The 22,683-nt window shown below is 62.2% G+C and carries 17 protein-coding genes; 12 read left to right on the top strand and 5 right to left on the bottom strand.

The annotated features are described in order from the left end of the window. Window positions 1–4: 4 nt before the first annotated feature. Both WDM86_15585 and WDM86_15580 read left to right on the top strand, forming a co-directional pair. Window positions 5–1,231, top strand: a complete 1,227-nt coding sequence (locus tag WDM86_15585; GenBank protein MEI9991451.1) for a glycosyltransferase — start codon at window positions 5–7, stop codon at window positions 1,229–1,231. A gap of 211 nt (window positions 1,232–1,442) precedes the next feature. Continuing rightward, window positions 1,443–2,635, top strand: a protein-coding gene (locus WDM86_15580) for an IS3 family transposase (GenBank protein ID MEI9991450.1) whose coding sequence is annotated in 2 segments (ribosomal slippage) — window positions 1,443–1,692 and window positions 1,692–2,635 — 1,194 coding nt in all. Because the reading frame shifts where the segments join, the coding sequence is not laid out codon by codon here. 163 nt (window positions 2,636–2,798) lie between these two features. On the opposite strand, the gene WDM86_15575 is transcribed toward WDM86_15580, so the two are convergent. After that, window positions 2,799–3,437, bottom strand: a complete 639-nt coding sequence (locus WDM86_15575; protein ID MEI9991449.1) for a YjbF family lipoprotein — start codon at window positions 3,435–3,437, stop codon at window positions 2,799–2,801. 22 nt (window positions 3,438–3,459) lie between these two features. Next, complete coding sequence (locus tag WDM86_15570; protein ID MEI9991448.1) at window positions 3,460–5,910, bottom strand: YjbH domain-containing protein; 2,451 nt, start codon at window positions 5,908–5,910, stop codon at window positions 3,460–3,462. 611 nt (window positions 5,911–6,521) lie between these two features. Here WDM86_15570 and WDM86_15565 point away from each other — a divergent pair. Further along, window positions 6,522–9,140, top strand: coding sequence for an SLBB domain-containing protein (locus tag WDM86_15565; GenBank protein MEI9991447.1), 2,619 nt, complete (start codon window positions 6,522–6,524; stop codon window positions 9,138–9,140). A gap of 40 nt (window positions 9,141–9,180) precedes the next feature. Here WDM86_15565 and galU read toward each other — a convergent pair whose 3' ends face one another. Further along, the gene (galU, locus tag WDM86_15560; protein ID MEI9991446.1) at window positions 9,181–10,062 is read right to left on the bottom strand and encodes a UTP--glucose-1-phosphate uridylyltransferase GalU; all 882 of its coding nucleotides are present in this window, start codon (window positions 10,060–10,062) and stop codon (window positions 9,181–9,183) included. A 363-nt stretch (window positions 10,063–10,425) separates the two neighbouring features. On the opposite strand from galU, the gene WDM86_15555 reads away from it, so the two are divergent. From WDM86_15555 to cysN, 9 genes are all read left to right on the top strand, one after another. Next, window positions 10,426–11,523, top strand: coding sequence for an NAD(P)/FAD-dependent oxidoreductase (locus WDM86_15555; protein ID MEI9991445.1), 1,098 nt, complete (start codon window positions 10,426–10,428; stop codon window positions 11,521–11,523). Window positions 11,524–11,605: 82 nt separating this feature from the next. Further along, window positions 11,606–11,788 (top strand): hypothetical protein, encoded by a 183-nt coding sequence (locus tag WDM86_15550; GenBank protein ID MEI9991444.1) that lies wholly within the window; start codon window positions 11,606–11,608, stop codon window positions 11,786–11,788. Window positions 11,789–12,008: 220 nt separating this feature from the next. Further along, window positions 12,009–13,472, top strand: coding sequence for a capsule assembly Wzi family protein (locus tag WDM86_15545; GenBank protein ID MEI9991443.1), 1,464 nt, complete (start codon window positions 12,009–12,011; stop codon window positions 13,470–13,472). 151 nt (window positions 13,473–13,623) lie between these two features. Next, a complete protein-coding gene (locus WDM86_15540) occupies window positions 13,624–15,069 on the top strand; it encodes a mannose-1-phosphate guanylyltransferase/mannose-6-phosphate isomerase (protein ID MEI9991442.1) in 1,446 nt (481 codons plus the stop codon). Continuing rightward, window positions 15,066–16,043 (top strand): UDP-glucose 4-epimerase GalE, encoded by a 978-nt coding sequence (gene galE / locus WDM86_15535; protein MEI9991441.1) that lies wholly within the window; start codon window positions 15,066–15,068, stop codon window positions 16,041–16,043. The genes WDM86_15540 and galE overlap by 4 nt, the downstream gene beginning before the upstream one ends. Window positions 16,044–16,212: 169 nt before the next feature. Next, window positions 16,213–16,467, top strand: a complete 255-nt coding sequence (locus tag WDM86_15530; GenBank protein MEI9991440.1) for a hypothetical protein — start codon at window positions 16,213–16,215, stop codon at window positions 16,465–16,467. Window positions 16,468–16,667: 200 nt separating this feature from the next. Beyond that, window positions 16,668–17,756, top strand: coding sequence for a DUF2914 domain-containing protein (locus WDM86_15525; protein ID MEI9991439.1), 1,089 nt, complete (start codon window positions 16,668–16,670; stop codon window positions 17,754–17,756). A 75-nt stretch (window positions 17,757–17,831) separates the two neighbouring features. Further along, window positions 17,832–18,734 (top strand): sulfate adenylyltransferase subunit CysD, encoded by a 903-nt coding sequence (gene cysD, locus WDM86_15520; GenBank protein MEI9991438.1) that lies wholly within the window; start codon window positions 17,832–17,834, stop codon window positions 18,732–18,734. Continuing rightward, window positions 18,734–20,620 (top strand): sulfate adenylyltransferase subunit CysN, encoded by a 1,887-nt coding sequence (gene cysN / locus WDM86_15515; GenBank protein MEI9991437.1) that lies wholly within the window; start codon window positions 18,734–18,736, stop codon window positions 20,618–20,620. Before cysD ends, cysN begins: the two co-directional genes overlap by 1 nt. Here the strand turns inward: cysN and WDM86_15510 are convergent. Then, a complete protein-coding gene (locus WDM86_15510; GenBank protein MEI9991436.1) occupies window positions 20,617–21,315 on the bottom strand; it encodes an isoprenylcysteine carboxylmethyltransferase family protein in 699 nt (232 codons plus the stop codon). The genes cysN and WDM86_15510 overlap by 4 nt on opposite strands. After that, entirely contained in the window at window positions 21,281–22,591 is a 1,311-nt protein-coding gene (locus WDM86_15505) for a UDP-glucose/GDP-mannose dehydrogenase family protein (protein ID MEI9991435.1), read from the bottom strand. Before WDM86_15505 ends, WDM86_15510 begins: the two co-directional genes overlap by 35 nt. Between the last annotated feature and the right edge of the window lie 92 nt (window positions 22,592–22,683).

Here is a 22,683-nt window from a genome sequence, read left to right as displayed (position 1 = left end):
TGCCATGCGCCTTCTCTGGCTGACCAAAACGCTTCCCTATCCCTCTATCGCCGGGGATTTGCTCTATTCCCGCCACCTGATCGAAGCGTGCGCGCGCCAGGGCATCGAAATCCACGTACTTTGCCACCCCGGCCCGAACGACAACGTCGCGGCACTGGACCAGCCCAATGTGACATGGCAAATCGTCGGTTCCGACTACAGGGGGCGCTTGCGATCCCTGTTCTCGCCGCTGCCCAATATCGCCTCGGTCTTCGACACGCCGCAACGCCGCGAGGCGATCCGGCGTGCGCTGGCGCAGACCTGGGATGGAATCGTTTTTGACGCCTTGGGCTCTCTTGGTGCCTTCCGACTGGTGCGCAACGCGCTGAAGGGCAGGGCGCACAGGCCGTTCCTAGTCTATCTCTCGCACAACCATGAGACTACGACCCGGCGCCGTGTCGCCGAGCAGACCGCCGGACTTGCAATGAAGATGGTGCAGCGCTTCGATGCGTGGAAGACCGCGCAGCTTGAGAGAAAGTCGCTTGCGGCCGTCGATCTTTTGACCACCATAACCGAAGACGACTGGCTGCAGTTCCAGCCAGACTTTTGCGGCAAGCCGCATCTGTTGGTTTCTCCCGGCTATGAAGGGCCGCGCCAAGCAAGGCGGTCATGGAGCCGGATTCCGCGCACGGCGATCGTCGTGGGTTCCTATCAGTGGGTGGCCAAGCGCATGAACGTCGAAGCGTTGCTGGATGCCGCGACACCCGTTTTTCCGGCAGCCGGAATCCGATTACGCATCGTAGGCCATATGGATGAAGCCTATCGAGCGCAATTGGAAAGGAGGTTCGCCTGGGCGGAGATTGTCGGTCCGGTGAACGATGTGATGACGGAGCTGGCAACGGCCCGGATGGGAATCGTCCCCGAACGGGCGGGCGGCGGCTTCAAGCTCAAACTGCTGGATTATATCTTCGGCCGGGTGGTCGTCGTCGGACTGGAGAGCGCGATGGGCGGCACGGGCCTCCAGGCGGGGCGCCATTACCTGGCGGCGCACGATATGGCGGCTCTGGTGCGATTGGTCGTGGATCGCATTGGGGACGATGCCGCGCTGGAATCCATGACCGATGCGGCTTTCACGCGATGCGAGATGCTGTTTGATTGGGCGGAGCGCGGCGCGCTTCTGCGAGCGGCATTCGAAGCGGTGATGCAATCGAACAGAATGGGCCTGCGGGTGCCGGGATCGTCCGAAGGATGAATTGTAGCCGATCGGCGGATAGTTATCGTCCAGGGAAAGACTCGTTCCATCAGGCTTTGACATTGGGGATGTTGCCGCGTCGCGCTTGCGCTCGTGAGCACCTCACAGGTGCCGCAGGGAAATAACCACTGACAAGCTGGCGGGTTCTGACCTGAGCCCCTGAACTTCCTCCAAATTTGAGTAGAGTCCGGCCTCTGGAGGGAGACGGACGATGAAGCATTCGAGGTTCACGGAAGAGCAGATCATTGGGATTCTGCGCGAGCACGAGGCGGGGATGAAGACGGCCGACCTGTGCCGCAAGCACGGCGTCAGCAGCGCGACCTTCTTCAAGTGGAAGGCGAAGTTCGGCGGGATGGACGTGTCGGACGCCCGGAAGCTGAAGGCTCTCGAAGACGAGAACCGCAAGCTGAAGAAGTTGCTGGCCGAGACGATGCTCGACGTCGCCATGTTGAAGGATCTCAATTCAAAAAAATGGTGACGCCCGTCGTGAAGCGGCAAGCTGCGGCCCATCTCTGCCAATCCTATGAGGTGAGCCAGCGCCGGGCGTGCCAGGTGATAGCAGCGGATCGGGCCTCGATGCGGTATCGCAGCATCCGGCCCGACGATGCGGTCCTGCGCGCCCGGCTGCGCGAGCTTGCCGCCATCCGCCGCCGGTTCGGCTACCGGCGGCTGCTGATCCTGATCCGCCGCGAGGGGACACATGTGAACCACAAGAAGCTGAGACGCCTCTATCGCGACGAACGACTCCAGGTTCGCCGGCGTGGCGGTCGCAAAAGAGCGCTGGGAACAAGGGCTCCGATGGCGATCCCGCAGGGGCCGAACCAGCGCTGGTCGCTGGACTTCCTGAGCGACCAGCTCAGCGACAGCCGCCGGTTCCGCATCCTCGTGGTGGTGGACGACTTCACACGAGAGTGCCTGGCGCTGGTGGCCGATACCTCGCTCTCGGGCATGCGTGTTGGGCGCGAACTCGATGCCATCGCCGCACGGCGCGACAAGCCATTGTCGATCGTCAGCGACAACGGCACGGAGTTCACCAGCATGGCGATCTTGAGCTGGTCGCAAGAGGCGCAGGTCGCGTGGCATTACATCGCGCCCGGCAAGCCGACCCAGAACGCCTTCATCGAGAGCTTCAACGGCCGTCTGCGCGATGAACTGCTCAACGAGACACTCTTCGCATCGCTCGCTGGCGCTCGCGTGGCACTGGCCGAGTGGATGGAGGACTACAACACCGTCAGGCCGCACAGTGCCATCGGCAATGTGCCGCCAGCGATCTACGCCAAACTCAGCGATCCCGCGATGCAACGGGACGGGTCGCTGCGCTTCTGGGGCTCCGCGCCCCGTCCCGTTGCATCACCGAGCCAGCAAGGCTCAAATGAAGGTCAGGCTCTACTTCCAACTGGATGAAAGATGGGGCTCAGGTCAAGTTGAACATTGTCCATATCACTCAGGCCGGGAATCGAGACGAGCTATCGCTGGTCATTGTCCATCGCGCCTGAACCGGCCCCCGGGGGGAGCGTCCGGCCGCGAATGGACGACAAGGACCGACGCCGAAGACGTGCTTCGCCGCCTATTGCGGACTATCTGGCGGGCGAAGCAATTCGATCTGGATTTCTGGTCCTTTCGGATGGATGTGCTGGATAGCCTTCCAGATACGATTGGTGTTGGGCGTCAGCCAATAGCTGTTCGTGAATCGCCACTTCAGATGGTCGCTCTGACAGCTTTCGTCGATGCGCAGCGTCTGAAATTCCGCCCCTAGGATTGAGATCGGATCGGGCACCCCGGGCGACACAATGCATTGGATCTGGACGGAGTACTGGCCGATGTCCGCAAAATCCCCCGTCCAGACGTGATTGCCTGGCGACAAAGCGTTGTTGGCGTCCGGCGCGGACGGGTGGTAGGCGGTGAGATCTGTGCCAAATCCCGATGTGCTCACGATCCGTCCGCTTTTGGTCAAGATCGCCACTTTTGCCGACGATGCCCAAAGACGCTCGCCTGCCACGTCTGTCGCCAGCACAAGGATCTGTTCCGGTCCCCCATCGATTCGAATTCCCAAGGTTGCATAGGGAATAGCCGCGGCCCGGTCCAGCGACACCGCCGCGTCTCGGGTCTTCCACGAATTGACGGCGATGCGGAAGAGATTCGACCAATCGGCATTGTCCGAACTACAGCCGGCCAGAATCGTGCCAGCCGCCAGAGCGGCTGCCAAGCGGAGACGAGAAGTGTGAATTCTAAGGCGAGACAATGTCATCGAGATGCGACGAATCCTCCGCAAAGCTAGTTGAATCCGTCTCCTTTATCAGGGAATCGTCGGAGTCCAGACGCTGGCCGCCATCTCTCGTCAACGAGCGAAGCAGGAAATCGATGGAAGACTGGCTCGGAAATGGCAAGCTCCACTCGAGCGGGATGTGGATAATTAGGCCTTTATCGAAGCTGCCTTCGCCGAATTTTGAGAATGGCACATTGGTAAAGGTCGCAAAGGCTCCGATTTCCACGCCTGTCGAGAACCGCCGCGTCACCTCGAACGTGGCGCCATAGTCTCCCGCGAGATAGCGCCCGCCGTGAACGGCGAAATTCAGTCCGTACCATGGCGAATTGTAATAGACCGAAACATGGCCGGTCAGAATATGATATTTTTGAAGGCCATAGAGTTCGTCGAAATCGCGCTGCCACACCTGATAGACATCGACCCCCAGCGCGATCCGGCCTCCGTCCGGCCGCCAAAGAGCTTGTGCCCCCGCGCCAGCGAACATCTGTTCGAGATATCCGGCCCTGGCCTCAAAAGTGACGTCTCGGGCAAGACGTGTTCGATAAACGAAATCGAGCTTGGTTACACCGTCGGAACCATCGCGCAGATAGCTGATGATATCGCTGCGAACGTGCGGCAGAAGGCTGTTGGAAGGTCGTGAAAGATTGAAGTTGTTGTAGATATTGGCTTCAAGCCGCGCATCAAGCGTGATGTTCGGCGTGAGCTGCATGGCTGCCTCGAGCGAAGCATATATTTGCACTTCCAATGGCTGGTCGGGATCGAACAGCCCTTCGCGAAGTCCCGGTCCCAAGTTCCAGCTAAACCGCGGGTAGCTATCTTCGAATGCGCGGTCGAGTACGGGATTGCTCAAAGGCGGCGCAAGCAACGCGATCGAATTGCCCAACTCCGCCGAGCCTCCCTCGACGGTGGCCGAACGCTCCAGCGCATTGCGCGAGATCTGGAAGTCGCGCATGGGAATTCCGTTCTTGACCGAGACGATATGCATTATCTCGACCGTGCTGGGCGCGTCTGCCATCAATATTCTGGCGATACGTCCGGCTGCCTCATCTTCCGACCGGTAGTGGTAGTTATTCATGAAAAGCCAGATAACGCTCTGCTGAATCGCGAGAGCCTCGATGCGGATGGACTGCGCCGCCACGTCTCGACGAATCTTCATCTCGGCATCGGACGTCTCGTCGATCTCCGCGTTTCCGGCGGGCGACGCTGCCTGAGACGTCTCGGAAGCTTGGACAACGTTGCAAAACGTCACCTGCCCCGAGGCGCCATCCAGATCAGAGAGCGCGATCGTGTCGACTCGGACTTCGAGGTTTGCGACAAGGCGCGCATAACCGTCGCACTGAGATTTCGGCGCACTGGCAAGGTCGGCATTGACGAGCAGGGTTCTCCCGGCAAGTTCCACGTCGCGAACATGTAAACCAATGCTCATGAGAGCCGAGGATATTGTCGAGTTATCCCGGTCGATAGTCGCGCTCGGCAATGTCACCCAAGGGCCGGACGTCGTTCGGACGTTTTTGCCCAGCAATTCCGTCAGCGAAGCTACCTGTTGCTGCGGCGAGCGGATGTTCGGCGGCGGTAATTCCGGAGCGAGTCTCTGTACCGAGAGGGGAATCGTAGGATCGGCGCTCAGAGTAAACGTTGCCCCGTAGGTTGTGCCGTATAACCAGCCAAGCGATACGGCCGCGGAATCGAAAAATCGATACGACAAGCCGAGGTTCACCGGCGATCTGATCTTGATGGTGCCAGCCCCCTGCTCCCCGCGGTATTTGTCCGTGCTGAATTCGGCAAGAACATTGAGATTGTCGATCGGCGTGTGCCAGATCGCGCCTGCGAATACGCCCGTGTCCGGGCCATGAAAGAACTCGCCGAAATTCACCGCTCCGGTGGCACCGAAAGGCCGACGATCCTTGAACGACGGAAAGACTACTGCAAACACGTTGGGTATCGTCGCATCATCCGAGAGCCGGCCCCATCCAAGCCCGGCTGTGAATTCGACAGTCGAAAATTGCTTTGTCGCTGTCAGGTATTCAGAACTGTAGATTCCCGTGCCCAAAATGTCGCGAATGCCGAGCGAAATGTCGGGCATCAGACTGGATTCCTGGACCAACCGGACCTTAATTCCAAAACTGCGATCGAACTCGTTCTTTATTCCGCCGATGCTGGCGAGGTGACTGTAGCGAAAACTTGCTTGAAGCCAGGGAAGCGCTTGAAAGCTGAAATTGAATCGTTGCGCGCCCTGTACGGCTCCGACCGTGAAAAAAATGGTGCCGTCGGGGTCCATTCGGGCGCTCGGCATTTCGAGGATACCTGGGTCACCATAGGTCGTGCGATCGTTTGAATTTGCGACGGCCCCGGCGACTGCACAACTCGCTCCGGTAATCGTGGCGACGCACAAGGCCGCCGCGCCGAGCAGCAATCTCGCTCTGGACGCACCTCTCATCTGCACGAGCGCCTGTGCGCGGTTGAATACCGGTTAGCCACGGTCGCCGCGTGAAGTTTGTCCGAAGGTTGTAATACCCAACTGCAATGTATGTCGCGATTGGTTACGGCATGCAAGTGAACCACCCGCGTGCCCTAAGGACCGGGAGGCGGTGATTGCGCCTGCGTAATTCGGCCGACTGCATTTCGAATCGGACATGCGCCTTCCGGAGATTAGCCGATACGGCCATATTGCCATCGAATTCGGAGTGCGGGATTTGTCCGCCAAACGATTGTTTCCATTTGCAGTCTTGCGTGGCCATTGCGGGTTCGCTAAAAACCGTCGAGCCGCGGGCATGGGACGAACTATTGCATAGAAGATCGCATGCGAAATGGCGGGTGGCGCGTGCGGCTGGCCGCAGTCTGTCCGTCGTTGCGTTGGTGTTGGCCGGCGCAGTGGGTATTGCCGGCGCCCAAGATGTTTCGCCGGACCTGCTGCGTGCCCTCCAGCAAAGATCAGCGGGCGGTTCTGATTCCACGAACCCATTTTCCACAAGCCCGTATTCCACAAGCCCGGTTCCCACAAATCCATTGCCTGATAAGTCCGCAGTGCAGACCTATCAGCCGGTGACGGCCCAGCCACTTGCGCCGATCTCCCATCTGGAGGAAGCCTATTCGCGTCGTGCAGGTCGTCCGCTGGTCCAAATCGGCTACGAGACGCTTGGGGTGCCTGCCGCGGTGGCGGTTGTGCAGAACGGGGCTCTTCAGGACAGCTATATTCTCGGACCTGGAGACGAACTGATTTTCGATCTGAGAGGCCAGGAAAACGCCTCCTATCGTCAACATGTGGATAAGAGCGGGCTTATCGTTCTTCCAAAGCTCAATCCGATTCCGGCGACTGGCCGGACGCTCGCGGAATTTCGCCAGGCCCTCGCCGCGGAGGTCGGCCGCGCCTACGTCTCCACCTCAGCCTATGTCTCGTTGGGCGAGGTCCACCAGGTATCCGTGCTGGTCACCGGATACGTTCGCACGCCAGGTATGCGAATCGTCAGCGCGCTCACGAGTCCGATCGATGCTCTTCTCCTGTCGGGAGGCATCACCAAGGCAGGAAGTCTTCGCAACGTCGAGCTGATCAGAAACGGCGTCGCACACAAGATTGATCTCTATTCAATCCTTCTGGGTGGAGGAAGCGGTCACCTCGGAATGCTCCAGGAGGGAGATCGCATCTATGTGGCGCCGCTGGGTACGACCGTTGCAATTGCCGGCAACGTCGGCAGACCCGGCATCTACGAATTGCCCGCCGGTCTCTCGGCGATGCCTGCCCAGGCGCTAGTAACCTTGGCCGGTGGCGTGCTCATCGCCAATTCGTACGACATTTCAAAAACGATGCTGGACAGGGACGGCACGACGCGCCTCGTTCCGGTTCAGCGAAATGATATGGTCCGATCAGGTGAAATCGTGTTCGTCGATCCAAGCCGGACCGCCAATCTAGACCGCGTCTCGATCATGGGAGCCGTTCAGGAGCCGGGAACTCGCCCCCTTCCGGTGGTTCGGTCGACGGGTGGACTGTTTCGAAGCGTCAACGATCTTCTGCCAGAAGCCTATACGCCATTCGGTCTTATCGAACGGCATGATTTGCGTACCAACGCACTCCAGCTTTTGCCGTTTTCCCTGATCCGCGCGCTTGATCACCAGACGCCGTTAGCGCTTCAATCGAACGACATGGTCTATGTATTTACACTTGAAGAAGTGCGCGCCCTCGCGCGAATAGCCACCGCGAACACAAACACACCGTACTCCGCCGCTTCGCAGCCCGCTACCGAGCGCAACCCTGCTTCGCCCAATACCGCTTCGCCCAATATCGGGTCGCCCAATACCGGGTCGCCGAATACCGGGTCGCCGAATACCGGGTCGCCCGATACCATGTTGCCTAACACCGCCCCAAAGCCGTCTAGCATGACGTTGGGTTCGAATACCTCGGCATCGGCCTCTGATGTGGGGCTCGCCGCAAGTGATCCGCGCCTGCGTGCCGCAGCGCAATCCAGTTCGCCCGAGAGTGACGCGTTGGCGGCAGCGCAAGCGCTTAGTCGCTTGGACACGGGCGCAGGAACGGCCGCCCCCACGGCGATGACCGACGACCAGATAGCTGACCGAATCGCGGATAAACTGAGGGTTCCGCGCATGATGCTGGAAAACGCCGTCCGGGATCAGCTGGTCTGGGTGCTGGATGAGGTTCGCCTACCCGGCGTCTACGCTGCGGGTCCCGGAACCACGGTGCCGGAAATAATTCAGGCTGCGGGAGGTGTGCTGTCCCAAGCGGATCTATCGTCGGTCGAAGTGACGTCCACGCAGATCGACCGGCAAAACGGCGCCTCCCGCACGACCCGCAATTCGTACACCATGGCCGATGCCGGCTTTCAATCCGTGGTTCTCAACCCTTTCGATGTCGTTCGCTTGCGTCAGGTCTATTCAGATCGATCGGGCGGAACGATCGCCGTTGCCGGTGAGGTTCGATATCCCGGAATCTTCGACGTCACACGGGAGGAGAGGCTGTCGTCGGTCCTTCAACGCGCGGGCGGCGTGACCGAGGTTGCCTATCCCTATGGCGCGATCTTCACGCGACGGTCGGCGGCGGTGCATGAGAAAGAGGGTAACGCCAGATCCGCGCGCGAGTTGGAACAGCAATTGGCGTTCTTGGCAGCAAAGCCATCTCAAGGCAACAACCAGGCGAGTGATCTGCAATTCCTCACGGGTTTGGCGCAGGAGATCCGCGACACCCCTGCGTTGGGCCGCGTCGTCGTGACGGCCGATCCGGTCGTGCTTGCTTCCCGTCCCGATCTCGATGTCATCCTCGAGCCGGGCGATGCACTTTACATACCCAAGCGGCCATCGAGTGTGGCCGTGGCGGGGGAGGTTCTCAGTCCGGGCTCGTTCCAGTTCCGCGCCAATCTGAACATTGAAGATTATATCCGGATGGCTGGCGGACCTACGCAGACCGCCGATGACGACAAGACATTCATCGTGCTGCCGGATGGAAGCGCTATGCCGACGGAGCAAAGTTGGCTGACATTCCGGGATGGAGGTCATATCCCGCCAGGATCGACGATCGTCGTTCCGAGGGACTTGCGTCCGTTCGATTGGAGTATCTTTCTGAAGGATGCCACACAGATTGTCAGCCAACTCGCCATTGCGGCTGCGTCGCTGGCTGTGTTGCAGAACAACAACTAGCGAGGGCCGCGACTTCCGCGGCAACGCTAAGGCGCAGCAGTTACGGCATCAAGTTCTTGATCAGCATGCGCAAATGTGGGGCGATATCGGGACGCTGCAGTCCCACGGCGAGATTGGCCTGGAGGAAGCCGACCTTGTCGCCGCAGTCGTAGCGGGCACAGCTCGTCTTTGCGGCGTGAAAGGGCATGCGCCCGATCAGGCGCGCCATCGAATCCGTGAGCTGGATTTCCCCACCGGCGCCCTTTTCACGCCGCTCGAGTTCGGTGAATACCTGCGGCTGAAGGATGTAGCGTCCGATGACGCAAAGCCGCGACGGTGCCTCGGCGGGCTTGGGCTTTTCCACCATGGCGTTAATCTCGATGGCGTTACCCTTGATCGCGCCGGGTGCGATCACGCCGTAGCGGCTCACTTCCTCGAGCGGCTTTTCTTCCGCGGCGATGACGACGCCGCCTCCGACCGCATTGTAGACCTCCATCATCTGGCTCAGGCCGCCGGGCGTCCCAACCAGCAGATCGTCGACCAGCAGGACGGCAAAAGGCTCGTCGCCGACGAGATGGCGGGCGCACCACACGGCGTGCCCCAGGCCCAAAGGCTTCTGTTGGCGCGTAAAGGACACGGCGCCGCTGTCCGGCAGGCTTTCGAGCAGGCTTTTGAGTTCCTTGGTCTTACCGCGGCCGCTCAGCAGGGCTTCAAGTTCGTAGGCGTGGTCGAAGTGATCCTCGATGATGTGCTTGCCGCGGCCAGTAACAAAGATGAATTGCTCGATTCCGGCCTCGCGGGCCTCCTCGACGGCGTATTGCACGACCGGCTTGTCGATCACCGGCAGCATCTCCTTCGGCACGGCCTTTGTGGCCGGTAGAAAGCGCGTTCCTAGACCGGCGACGGGGAAGACTGCTTTGCGGACCGGCTTGGGTTTGACCATGGATCACCGAGGGCTTTATGTGGACCTTATTGGCATAGACGCTTTGGGCCGTCCATATTTCGACGGCCCGAGATGTAGAGCAATCGGGTGGCACTGGATATCGCAGTGCTTCGATGTCGCGGCTGAGGGCCCACAATCGGGCGCGCTGATGCGCTTGGCGACGTCCGGAGTGGGCGTTGATCGCGATGGCCGAACGATGAGGATTTTCGCAGGCCGGACCGTCCGGTTCGCGTTCTCGGCGGTTGCCGCCGCGATCTTCGTCTTGGTTTCGGTCCGATCTGCGATCGGGGCCCGGACGGCGCCCAAAGTCGTCGGGGACTGGGCGCCGTCCGCATTACGGACTATCGGGGTCGGGATCGGATCATGGAACGTGTCGATTGCATCGTGATCGGTGCCGGCGTCATCGGGCTGGCGGTGGCGCGCGCGCTGGCGGTCGCGGGCCGCGAGGTCTTCGTGCTGGAGCGTGAGCGCGCGATCGGCACCGGCGTGTCCTCGCGCAACAGCGAGGTGATCCATGCCGGCATGTACTACCCGAAAGACAGCCTGAAGGCGCGGCTTTGCGTCCGCGGCAATCGCCTGCTTCGCGATTACGCCCGATCGCACGGCGTGCCGTTCCGGATGACCGGGAAGCTCATTGTCGCGACGGATACGGACGATCATGCAAAATTGCGCGCCATCCTGGAGGCCGGCCGCGCGAACGGCGTGCCCAATCTTGTCGAGATCCCTGCCGCCGCGGCCCGCGAGATGGAGCCGGAACTGCATTGCACCGCCGCGCTTCATTCGCCGGACACCGGCATTGTCGACAGCCATGCCCTGATGCTTTCGTATCGGGGCGAGGCGGAGTCGAACGGCGCGTCCATCGCGCTGGATGCACCGCTGGTCGGCGGTCGCCTGCACAGCGACGGAATCGAGGTCCGCGTCGGCGGCGCGGAGCCCATCGCGCTGAAGGCGCGAAGCGTCGTCATCGCCGCGGGACTGGCATCGAGCGAGGTGGCCATCAAGCTGGGCATGCCGGACGTACCGACGCCGTATCTTTGCAAGGGCAACTATTTCGCGCTGACGGGCAAGGCGCCTTTCGGAAGGCTGGTCTATCCCTTGCCGAACAAGGATGGGCTCGGCACCCACTACACGCTTGACTTGGGCGACCGCGGCCGGTTCGGACCCGATGTCGAATGGATCGCGCATGAGGACTATGCCGTCGATCCGCGGCGCGGCGACCTGTTTTACGCCGCGATACGGGTCTATTGGCCCGGATTGAAGGACGGCGCGCTGGAGCCGTCCTACAGCGGCATACGTCCCAAGATCAGCGGTCCGGGAGAACCCGCGGCCGATTTCCGGATCGCCGGCCCGCGCGATCACGGCGTGTCGGGTGTCGTCGCGCTCTATGGCATCGAGTCTCCGGGTCTGACATCGTCCCTCGCAATTGCCGAAAGGGTCCGTGCTATCCTGCAGCCGGCCTAAAGGGCGTTTCGAACACCCGGTATGGATGCATCCTGCCACTTAAAGACGTCGAAGCCGTCCGAACCGGTCGGAGGAGTTCCGCATGTTCCTGTCCGATTTTCCGCAGATGAAGAACGGCCGAAATCCAGTCAGGCGGTTCGGTGGATCGCTTGCGGAACGAAGCGAGCGCGAAATCGCGCGTTGCTACTGCGACAATTTCGTGAAGCTGTTGGGCAAAGGGCTGGCATCCGACTTGCGCCGGCCCAAGCCTCTCGCCGCGACATAGCTTGGCCGCGCGTCGCAAACGAGATGCGACACAAAATCGTGGCCGCCGACAGCGTGAGCCGAAACCACCTGAAGTAAGACAGATCGCGGTAGGCAATGGACCATGTCCACCAATTCCTTGTCGGTTACTTTCGCAATTCCTTGAGCGTTTTCGCCGCAGTCTTGTGTGCATCGCAACATCGGGTAAGGTCTTACTCGGGCAGTGTTTGCGCGAGGGCTGAATGAGCAGGAACGGTTGGCTGGTGGGTGCCTGCTTGTGCCTTGCGCTGCTCTCTGCCTCGCGAGCGTTTGCATCGCCATGGGCCGAAGTGGGCGACCCGCAGCTTCGCTCCGATATCGAAATTCTGGCGGCGGCGCATGTCATCGACGGCATCACGACGCAATGGCCGCTCCCTTGGGCCGGCATCCTGAACCGCCTGCAAGATCCGGCGGCGCTTGCCGGACAGCCGGACTTCGTTCGCGGCGCCGCCGACCGCGTGTCGCAAATTGCGCAAGCGCAGATGCGCTTCGGCCAGGTGCGGTTTCAGGCGACTGTTGATGGGACGAACGAGCCCAGCCCAGTGCGCGGCTTCGACGGCCTCGGCCGGGAAACGGCGGTGACGCAGTTTTCCGGCGAATACATGGGAGCTACGACCGCCATCCGGCTGTCGGCGGGCGCCGAAATCCACGATCATACCGGGCGCACCGCCTTCGTTCCGGACGATAGCTATATCGCCCAGAAGATCGGCGGCGCGGTGGTCTATGGCGGTTACCTGACCCATTGGTGGGGGCCGGGCTGGATTTCGGCGATGTCGCTTTCCAACAACGCCCGTCCCATGCCGCAGATCGGCATCGCGCGGGACGAAACCGACGCCTTCGAATCACCGTGGCTGTCCTGGATCGGTCCCTGGCAGATGGAATTTTTCGTGGGTTGGCTCGACGATAGCCGCATAGCGACGAACACGCTCTACAACGCCCTGCGGGTTACGCTCAATCCGCTTCCCGGGCTTGAAATCGGGTTGGCGCGCACCGAGGAATTCTGCGGCAGCGGTCATCCTTGCAAGCCGCTGGCCTATTACTTCGAATTTGCCAACGACAATTCGCACGTCAACCACACGAACGACGAAGGCGTGATCGACATCAAGTACAGCGGCATTTTGGGCCGATCCCCCTATGAGGTTTATATGCAGGTGATGAACGAGGACTCCAATCCGATCGTTCACTCCGGCACGAGCTATGTGTTCGGCGCGAGCTATTGGGTGCCTGTCGATGGCAATCCTCTTCGGCTGACGGCGGAATACGCCGATAGCGTTCCCACGCTGAATCTCTTCAGCTTCGGCGACGTCCAACACGGCTTTGCATACAACAACGCGGGCTATATGGACGGCATGCGCTATCGCGGTCGCACACTCGGTTTCAGTCTGGATAGCGATTCGACACTTTTGACGCTGCAGGGCGCTTGGCGCGATGCCGACGATTGGGCCTATACGGTTTCGTTCCACCACGCTGCCGTATCGAATCCTAACAATCTTGCCGGGAACGTCGCGACGACGGCGCCCGTGCACATAAACATGGGTGAAGCCAGGGTTGCCGTTCCGTTCCGCAACGTCGACGTTGTTTTGGAGGGTCGGCTCCAGGATGACCAGTTGAGACCGCGGCATGGCTTTCAAGCCAGCATCGAGGCTTCCCTGAGCTATGCCCTTTAACGATGAATGCCGGTTGTCTGCCTTTCGAATTGCAGCAGAACAACGGCGTCCATGAGCCCACGCCTCGCGGCCATCAGTATTTCGATATGGCCGATTTCACAGTGCTCTTCTTGATGTGTTACAAATTGGACGATTTATCGGATCGAAGGGCATGACTTCCAGCGAGACCATCTATCCTGTCATTCTTTCCGGCGGCAGCGGGACGCGGCTTTGGCCGCTGTCGCGCACCGCGCGGCCGAAGCAGCTTTTGGCCCTGAGCGGCGCGCGGACGATGATCCAGGACACGGTCCTGCGGGCGGTCGTTCCGGGCGCCCAGCCGCCCATTCTTTTGTGCAGCGAAAGCCACCGCTTCCTGGTCGCCGAGCAGATGCAGGCCATCGGCCTGTCGCCCAAGACGATCGTGCTGGAGCCGTTTGGGCGCAACACGGCGCCGGCCGCGGCGATCGCGGCGCTGTTGGTTGCGGCCGAGGATCCCGCCGGCGTTATCCTGCTGTTGCCTTCCGACCACGTCGTGGGCGACGAAGAAGCGTTTCGCGCCGCCGTGGCGCGGGCTACGGCGGCTGCGCGGCAGGGGCGGATCGTCACCTTCGGCATCGCGCCCGATGGTCCAGAGACCGGTTATGGCTACATCCAAAGGGGCGATGCCGTCGCCGCGGGAGTCGATGCGGTCAGGCGTTTTACGGAAAAGCCCGACCGCGCGACCGCGCAATCCTATCTCGCGTCCGGCGACTATCTGTGGAACAGTGGCATGTTCGTGTTCCGGGCCGACGCACTGCTGGACGAATTGCGGCGGCACGAGCCGGGTCTCGTCGAGGCATGCGAGGCCGCGCTCGCCTCCGCTTCGCGCGATCTCGATTTCGTGCGGTTGGACGCGGCTGCGTTTGACAAGGTCAAGAACATCTCCATCGACTATGCCGTCATGGAACGAACCGACAAGGCGGCGGTCGTGCCGTGCTCCATGGGCTGGAGCGATGTTGGTGCGTGGTCGTCGCTCTGGGCGCTGCGCAGCCGCGACGAGAACGGCAATGTCCTGCAAGGCGACGTCCTGGTCCATGAAGCCCGCGATTCCTTTGTTCGCAGCGAGAAGGGCCTGACCGCACTCGTCGGCGTGAAGGACGTGGTCGTGATCGTCACCGAGGATGCCGTCCTCGTTGCCGACAAGCACCGGGCACAGGACGTGAAGGCGATCGTCGATCAGATGAAGCTGGCGGATCGTCCCGAGCTGAACGAGCACAAGGTCGTTTATCGGCCTTGGGGAAGCTACCAGGGCATCGACGCCGGCGACGGTTATCAGGTCAAGCAGATCGTCGTGAAGCCGGGCGGCCGGCTCTCGCTGCAGAGCCACGCCAAGCGGGCCGAGCATTGGATCGTTGTCCAGGGCACCGCGAAGGTGACCTGCGACGACAAGGTTTTCCTCCTGCAGGAAAATCAATCGACCTTCATTCCGCTCGGCGCGCGGCATCGACTGGAAAATCCGGGTAAACGGCCGCTGCGCCTCATTGAAGTTCAGTCGGGCTCATATCTGGGAGAGGATGACATCGTTCGCTACGACGACGCCTATGGCCGTGCGCCCGATAAGTCCGTGGCGAGTTCGTGAGCGTTCTCGTCACCGGCGGCGCCGGTTATATTGGCAGCCATACCGTCTTCGCGCTCCTGGAGCGCGGCAACGACGTCGTGGTTCTCGACAATCTCTCGACCGGCCTGCGCAGCCATGTCGGCGATGGCGCGACTTTCGTCCAGGGCGAGGCCGGCGACCAGGCGCTGGTGCGCGACGTGATCTCCACCCACAAGGTCGACTCGGTCATACACTTTGCCGGTTCGATCATCGTGCCGGAATCGGTTGCCGAGCCGCTCTGGTATTACAAGAACAACGTCGTTGCGTCGCGCGACCTGCTCGAAGCCAGCGTTACCGGGGGCGTGAAACACTTCATCTTCTCGTCGACCGCAACGGTCTTCGCGGAGGATGCGGCGCAGCCGCTCGCGGAAGACGAGCGCAAGGCGCCGATCAGCCCCTATGCGCGCTCCAAGCTGATGACGGAATGGATGCTCGACGATGTCTCGCGCGCCACCGGTCTGCGTCACATCGTGCTGCGCTATTTCAACGTCTGCGGCGCCGATCCCGCGGGCCGGACCGGGCAGATGTCGCGCGTGCCCACCCATCTGATCAAGCGCGCCTGCATGGTGGCGCTCGGCCGTATTCCCCATCTCGATGTCTTCGGGACCGATTATCCGACGCCCGATGGTACCGGCGTGCGCGATTACATCCATGTCACCGATCTCGCCAACGCCCACATCCTGGCACTGGAGTCCCTCAAGGGTGGCGCGCCCTCGACGTCGTACAATTGCGGCTATGGCCGCGGCCGGAGCGTGCGCGAAGTCGTCGCCGCGGTGGAAGGCGTCATCGGCAAGCCGTTGCCGGTGCGGGAGGGTCCCCGCCGCGCCGGCGACCCGCCCACGCTGATCGCCGATCCGACCCGTATTCGAAGCGCCTTGGGCTGGGTGCCGCGTCATGACGATATCGAGGAGATCGTCCGGTCGGCGCTCGCTTGGGAGCGGCGGCTAAACAATTGACCTGTCTTGCCGCTCCGCGAAAATCGTTCCAAATTACCCAGACTGCCTGCGGAAATTCGGCGTCTGTTGCACTGCCGCAACAGCCAAACCGGCGTTTAATGCGTTGATTTGATTGACTCACATCCGGGGTCACGGTATCCATTTCTCATCTTTTCGTGGAGGACGGTTCATGTCGCAGAAGCTGAGCACTCTGGTACTGGCAACAGCTCTTTTCGTTTCCAGTTCGCTCGGTGCGTTTGCCGCAAGCGCAGACCATCCCTCGCTCGCGCCGGGTAAGGCTGCGGGTGTCAAGGAAGCTGCCCTTCGTGCTCCTATCTGGGTGTGGGTTGCCGGCGTCGGCTTCGTCGCCCTTGGCGTCGGCCTTGTCGCAAGTGGCAATGGCAACGGCACATCCAGCGGTACGACAACTTCGACCCACCTTTGATCTTAGACGGGTCTTGTTACCAGGGCGTGTGGCCGGCAATGCCGGTTGCGCGCCCTGTTCATTTGTCCCTGTCTCTGCAATACATCCGCTCGTCGTTGCCGCTCGCCGCCGACAATTTGGAAGGCTCGCCTGCAATCTACCTCCGATCGGTTCGTTGGGCCGGTCGTTGATCATAGCGACGCAAGGCTAGTTGCTGTGTCATGCAGCCCCTGAAGTCCGTCATCGCCTTCGCGCATCAATATGAGCGCCATCTCTCCGCCGCCTCGCTGGTCGGCGGCTATGCCTTCGACAGCTACAGCTTCGGCCGAATCGACCACGCCACGACGCACATCGTCTTCCTCGCCTATCTGGCGGTGGCCGGCGTCGCCATCGCCGTCTCCCACCGCCTCGAATCGCGGCCGCCCGAGCGCCAGCCGTCGGAGCGCACGCGCACGATCCTGACCGCCGTCACGCAGTTCGCGCTCGGCTGCCTGCTCAGCGGCTTCTGCGTCTTCTACCTGCGCAGCGCCTCGCTGTGGGCCTCCTGGCCCTATCTTCTCGTCCTGGCCGGCATCTTCGTCGGCAACGAGTTCTTCAGGAAATACACGACGCGCTTCGCCCTTTCGCTGCTGCTGTATTTCTTCGCGCTCCTGTCCTACGCGATCCTGCTCGTGCCCGTCGTTATCGCGATGATGGGCATGGTGCCGTTCATCGCCAGCAGCGTCCTGGCCCTCCTGACCTTCTGGTTCTATGCCGATGTCCTGCGCTGGCTCGGGCGCGAGCGCTGGCAGTCCGTGCGCCCCTATGTCGCCGGCGGCGTGATTGCCATCACGGCCGCGGTGAACCTGTTCTATTTCCTGAAGGTCCTGCCGCCGCTGCCTTTGGCGCTGGCGGATGCCGGCATCTACCATTCGGTCAAGAAGGTCGGAAACGCCTATCAGGTGGTGGAGGAACCCGAGCCCTGGACGACCTTCTGGGGCGCTCCCCCCATGCTGCACCTTGGGCCGGACGAGAAGCTCTACCTGTATGCCTCGGTTTTCGCCCCGGGGCGGCTGGCGACCACCATCGTGCACCATTGGGAGTGGTTCGATCCGAAGAAGCGCCGCTGGATGCCGCTGTCCCGGGTGGCCTTCGTCATCCGCGGCGGCCGGGATGCCGGCTATCGGGCCTATTCGATCAAGAGCCGGCCCAAGGCGGGCGATTGGCGGGTGAACATCACGACCGGCGACGACCGGCCCATCGGCCGCATCCGGTTCGCCGTCGCGCTTGGGCCGCCGCCTCAGCCGCTCCAGACGAAGATTTTGAACTAGGCTCCGTCTTGCATCCCCCTGCCATGGGGCCTATTTCACACTAACTCTCTGGGGTCCGATTTTTTGTCCACCAAAATGCCTGTTATATCCCATCTGCGGCGCCTGGAGGCCGAGAGCATCCACATCATGCGGGAGGTGGCGGCGGAGTTCGCCAATCCGGTGATGCTCTATTCGATCGGCAAGGACTCCTCGGTGATGCTGCATCTGGCGATGAAGGCGTTCTATCCGGGCGTGCCGCCCTTTCCGCTGCTCCATGTCGATACGACCTGGAAATTCCGCGAGATGATCCAGTTCCGCGACGAGACCGTGAAGCGGCTCGGCCTCAAGCTGCTGGTCCATGTCAACGAGGACGGGGTGCGGCGCGGCATCAATCCCTTCGATTCCGGCTCGGCGCTGCACACCCAGGTGATGAAGACCGAGGCGCTGAAGCAGGCGCTGGACAAATACGGCTTCGACGCGGCCTTCGGCGGCGCGCGCCGCGACGAGGAGAAATCGCGCGCGAAGGAACGGGTGTTCTCGTTCCGCAACGCGAATCACGCCTGGGATCCGAAGAACCAGCGTCCCGAGCTCTGGCGCGTCTACAACACCCGCATCAACAAGGGTGAGAGCATCCGTGTCTTCCCGCTGTCCAACTGGACCGAGCTCGACATCTGGCAATACATCCTTGCCGAGAACATCCCGATCGTGCCGCTGTATTTCGCCAAGAAGCGCCCGGTGGCGGAGCGCGACGGAACGCTCATCATGGTCGACGACGATCGGATGAAGCTGAGGCCCGGCGAAACGGTGCAAGACCGTCTGGTCCGGTTCCGCACGCTCGGCTGCTACCCGCTGACCGGCGCCATCGATTCCGACGCCGATACGTTGGAAGGCATCGTCACCGAGATGTTCACCGCGCGCACCTCGGAACGCCAGGGCCGGCTGATCGACTCCGACGAGAAGTCCTCGATGGAGAAGAAGAAGAAGGAGGGGTATTTCTGATGAACGCCCCGACCGACCTCGCGCAATTCCTTACCCAGCAGGAAAAGAAGTCGTTGCTGCGCTTCCTCACCTGCGGCAGCGTCGACGACGGCAAATCCACGCTGATCGGCCGGCTGCTCTACGATTCCAAGCTGCTGTTCGAGGATCATCTGGCGACTCTCGAAAAGGATTCGAAGAAGCACGGCACCACCGGCGGCGACATCGATTTCGCGCTTCTGGTCGACGGGCTGGAGGCCGAGCGCGAGCAGGGCATTACGATCGACGTCGCCTACCGCTTCTTCGCCACTGAAAAGCGCAAATTCATCGTCGCCGACACGCCCGGCCACGAGCAGTACACGCGCAACATGGCGACCGGCGCGTCGAATTCCGAGCTCGCGATCATCCTGATCGACGCGCGCAAGGGCGTCCTGGTCCAGACCCGCCGCCACGCCTATATCGCCTCGCTGCTCGGCATTCGCCACATCGTCCTGGCCGTCAACAAGATCGACCTTGTCGGCTTCTCGCAGGATCGGTTCGACGCCATCGTGCGCGAATTTACGCTGTTCGCCGAGCGCCTCGGCTTCTTCACCGTCGTGCCGATCCCGATCTCGGCGCGCTTCGGCGACAATGTGATCGCCAAGAGCGCGAGCACGCCCTGGTACGACGGACCCGCTTTGCTCGACCATCTCGAGACGGTCGATGTCGATACCGCGCTCGCGGCCAAGCCATTCCGCTTTCCGGTGCAATGGGTCAACCGTCCCAATCTCGATTTCCGCGGCTTTTCCGGCACGGTGGCGAGCGGACGCATCGCGCCCGGCGACGCCATCGCGGTCGCCAAGTCGGGCCGCACCAGCACGGTCAAGCGCATCGTCACCCTGGACGGCGATCTGGCCGAGGCGACGGCCGGCGCGGCGGTCACGCTGGTCCTCGACGACGAGGTCGATATCTCGCGCGGCGACGTGCTGTGCGCCCCGGTGGCGCGGCCCGACGTCACCGACCAGTTCGCCGCCCATCTGCTCTGGATGGCGGAGGACGAGTTGCTGCCCGGCCGGCAATATCTCCTCAAGCTTGCGACCACGACGGTGCCCGTCACGGTCACCACGCTCAAGCACAAGATCGACGTCGACACGCTCGACCAGCATGCCGCCAAGACGCTGCAGTTGAACGAGGTCGGCTACGGGAATTTCTCGACCTCGCAGCCGATCGCCGTCGATCCCTATCGCGAAAACCGCGACATGGGCGGCTTCATCCTGATCGACCGCTTCACCAACGCGACGGTCGGCGCCGGCATGATCGATTTCGGCCTGCGCCGTGCCACCAACGTCCATTGGCAGGCGCTCGATGTCGACAAGCTGGCGCGCGCCGGTCAGAAGGGCCAGAAGCCGGCCGTGCTGTGGTTCACCGGCCTGTCGGGCTCGGGCAAGTCCACCATCGCCAACCTCGTGGAGCGCGCGCTGTTCGCCGAAGGCCGCCACACCTATCTGCTGGACGGCGACAATGTCCGCCACGGGCTCAACCGCGATCTCGGCTTCACCGATGCCGACCGCGTCGAGAACATCCGCCGCGTCGGCGAGGCGGCGAAGCTGTTCATCGACGCCGGCCTGATCGTGCTCGTGTCGTTCATCTCGCCCTTCCGCTCCGAGCGGCGCATGGCGCGCGAACTCCTGGGCGCCGGCGAGTTCATCGAGGTCTTCGTCGACACGCCGATCGAGGTCTGCATGCAACGCGATCCCAAGGGCCTCTACCAGAAGGCCAGGGCCGGCGAGATCAAGAACTTCACCGGCATCGACAGCCCCTATGAGGCGCCGGAACGGGCCGAGCTGCACATCGAGACCGTGAAGGGCGACGCCGCGGCGCATGCCGCGGCCATCGTGGCCCATCTCCGCGAGCGCGGATTCCTGACCTAATAGACGCCGGGGAGAAGCCGCGCCGTCCGGCGCCGATAGGCGTCATAGGCCGGATAAGTCTGTGCCAGGATGTCTTCCTCGAAAGCCATCCGGCGCAGTTGCAGCGCCACGGTCGCCAGCACGATCAGGATCGCCCAGGGCTGGCGAAAGCCCAGCATGATGCCGAGCATCGAAACGATCTCCGCCAGATAGAGCGGGTGGCGCGCGAACCGATACGGTCCTGTGCGCACGAAATCTCGCGCTTCCGGAAATACCGCGAAGGCACGGCCGAGCCGGATGAGGACGGCGATGGAGCCGATCGTGCCGGCCATCGTCAATGCGAAGGAAACGCTGGTCCACGCCGCGCCCAAGGTTGCGCGTGGCAACAGCAGCAGTGTCAGATTGAAGTTCGCGCCGAGTACGGCCGCGACGCGGGGCCAGATGCCGTCGGACTTGGCGACCGGGAGGCGGCGGACCAGGAACAGGCACGCTTGCAGGCCGAAGAACAACAGGGTCGCGATCTCGTTCGCGATCGTGAAGCGGGACGGCATATCCACCGCGTTCTGCCACTGATGCGCGATCCGTATGCCGTTTCCGGCCACCGCGAAGGCGTAGAGCACGGCCACCGGCGCGGCGAAGGCGAGGTCGTACGCCCGCGAATGCGCGAAAGCCCTGGCCGCCTCAGGGACCGACGGTGGCGCGTCCGACGCTGACATAGGTGAAGCCCGCCGCCGCCATCTGGGCGGGGTTGTAGATGTTGCGAAGATCGACCATCAGCGGCCGCTTGAGCAGGGATTTCATCCGGTTGATGTCGAGGGCGCGGAATTCGTTCCATTCGGTCAGAATGGCGACGCCGTCGGCGCCGTCGAGCGCATGATACGCGTCGTCGCACAATTCGATATTGAGCAGCTTACGCGCCTCGCGCGCGCCCTGCGGATCGAAGGCGCGGATCTTGGCGCCCGCCTTCTGGAGCCACGGAACGATGACGAGGCTCGGCGCGTCGCGCATGTCATCGGTGTTCGGCTTGAAGGTCAGGCCCAGCACGGCGATCGTCTTGCCGCTCACGCCGGAAAAGGCCCGTTCGATCTTCTCCGCCATGGAGAGCTTGCGCGCGTCGTTCACGGCGACCACCGCTTCGACCAGCCGCGACGGGGCGCCGGCTTCCTGCGCGGTCTGCAAGAGGGCCAGCGTATCCTTCGGGAAGCATGAACCGCCGAAGCCGGGGCCGGCATGCAGGAACTTGTTGCCGATGCGGCCGTCCAGCCCGATGCCGCGGGCGACGTCCTGCACATCGGCGCCGACCTTCTCGCACAAAGACGCCATCTCGTTGATGAAGGTGATCTTGGTCGCGAGGAACGCGTTGGCGGCGTATTTGATGAGCTCCGAACTCTCGCGGCTGGTGAACAGCATCGGGGTCTCGTTCAGGTAGAGCGGGCGGTAGACCTCGCGCATCACCTGGCGCGCGCGGTCCGTGTCGCAGCCGACCACGACGCGGTCGGGCCGCCGGAAATCGTCGATCGCCGCGCCTTCGCGCAGGAATTCCGGGTTCGAGGCCATGTCGAATTCCGCCTTGGGATTGATCTCGCGAATGATCTTCTCGACTTCGCGGCTGGTGCCCACCGGCACCGTCGACTTCGTCACCACCACGGCATAGCCGTCGAGCGCGGCCGCGATTTCCCGTGCGGCGGCATAGACATAGGAGAGGTCGGCATGGCCGTCGCCGCGCCGGCTGGGGGTGCCGACCGCGATGAACACGGCGTCGGCGCCGCGCACCGCAGCCCCGATCTCGGTCTCGAATTTGAGCCGGCCGGCCTTGGCATTGGTCTCGACCACTTGGTCCAGCCCAGGCTCGAAGATCGGAATCTCGCCGCGCTTCAGGGCGGCGATCTTCTCCGCGACCTTGTCGACGCAGACGACCTCGTGGCCAAACTCCGACAGACAGGCGCCGGAAACCAGGCCCACATAACCCGTGCCGATCACTGCGATGCGCATCGTTTACCTTTTCCTAACCGTAAAATTGCCGAAATGAAGTACTAGCACAGCCTATCCCGGACAATAAGACGACAATTCGAAGCTTTCCGGAA

Source organism: Rhizomicrobium sp. (assembly GCA_037200045.1).
Taxonomy (GTDB): Bacteria; Pseudomonadota; Alphaproteobacteria; order Micropepsales; family Micropepsaceae; genus Rhizomicrobium.
This window is presented reverse-complemented; position numbering and strand designations above follow the sequence as displayed.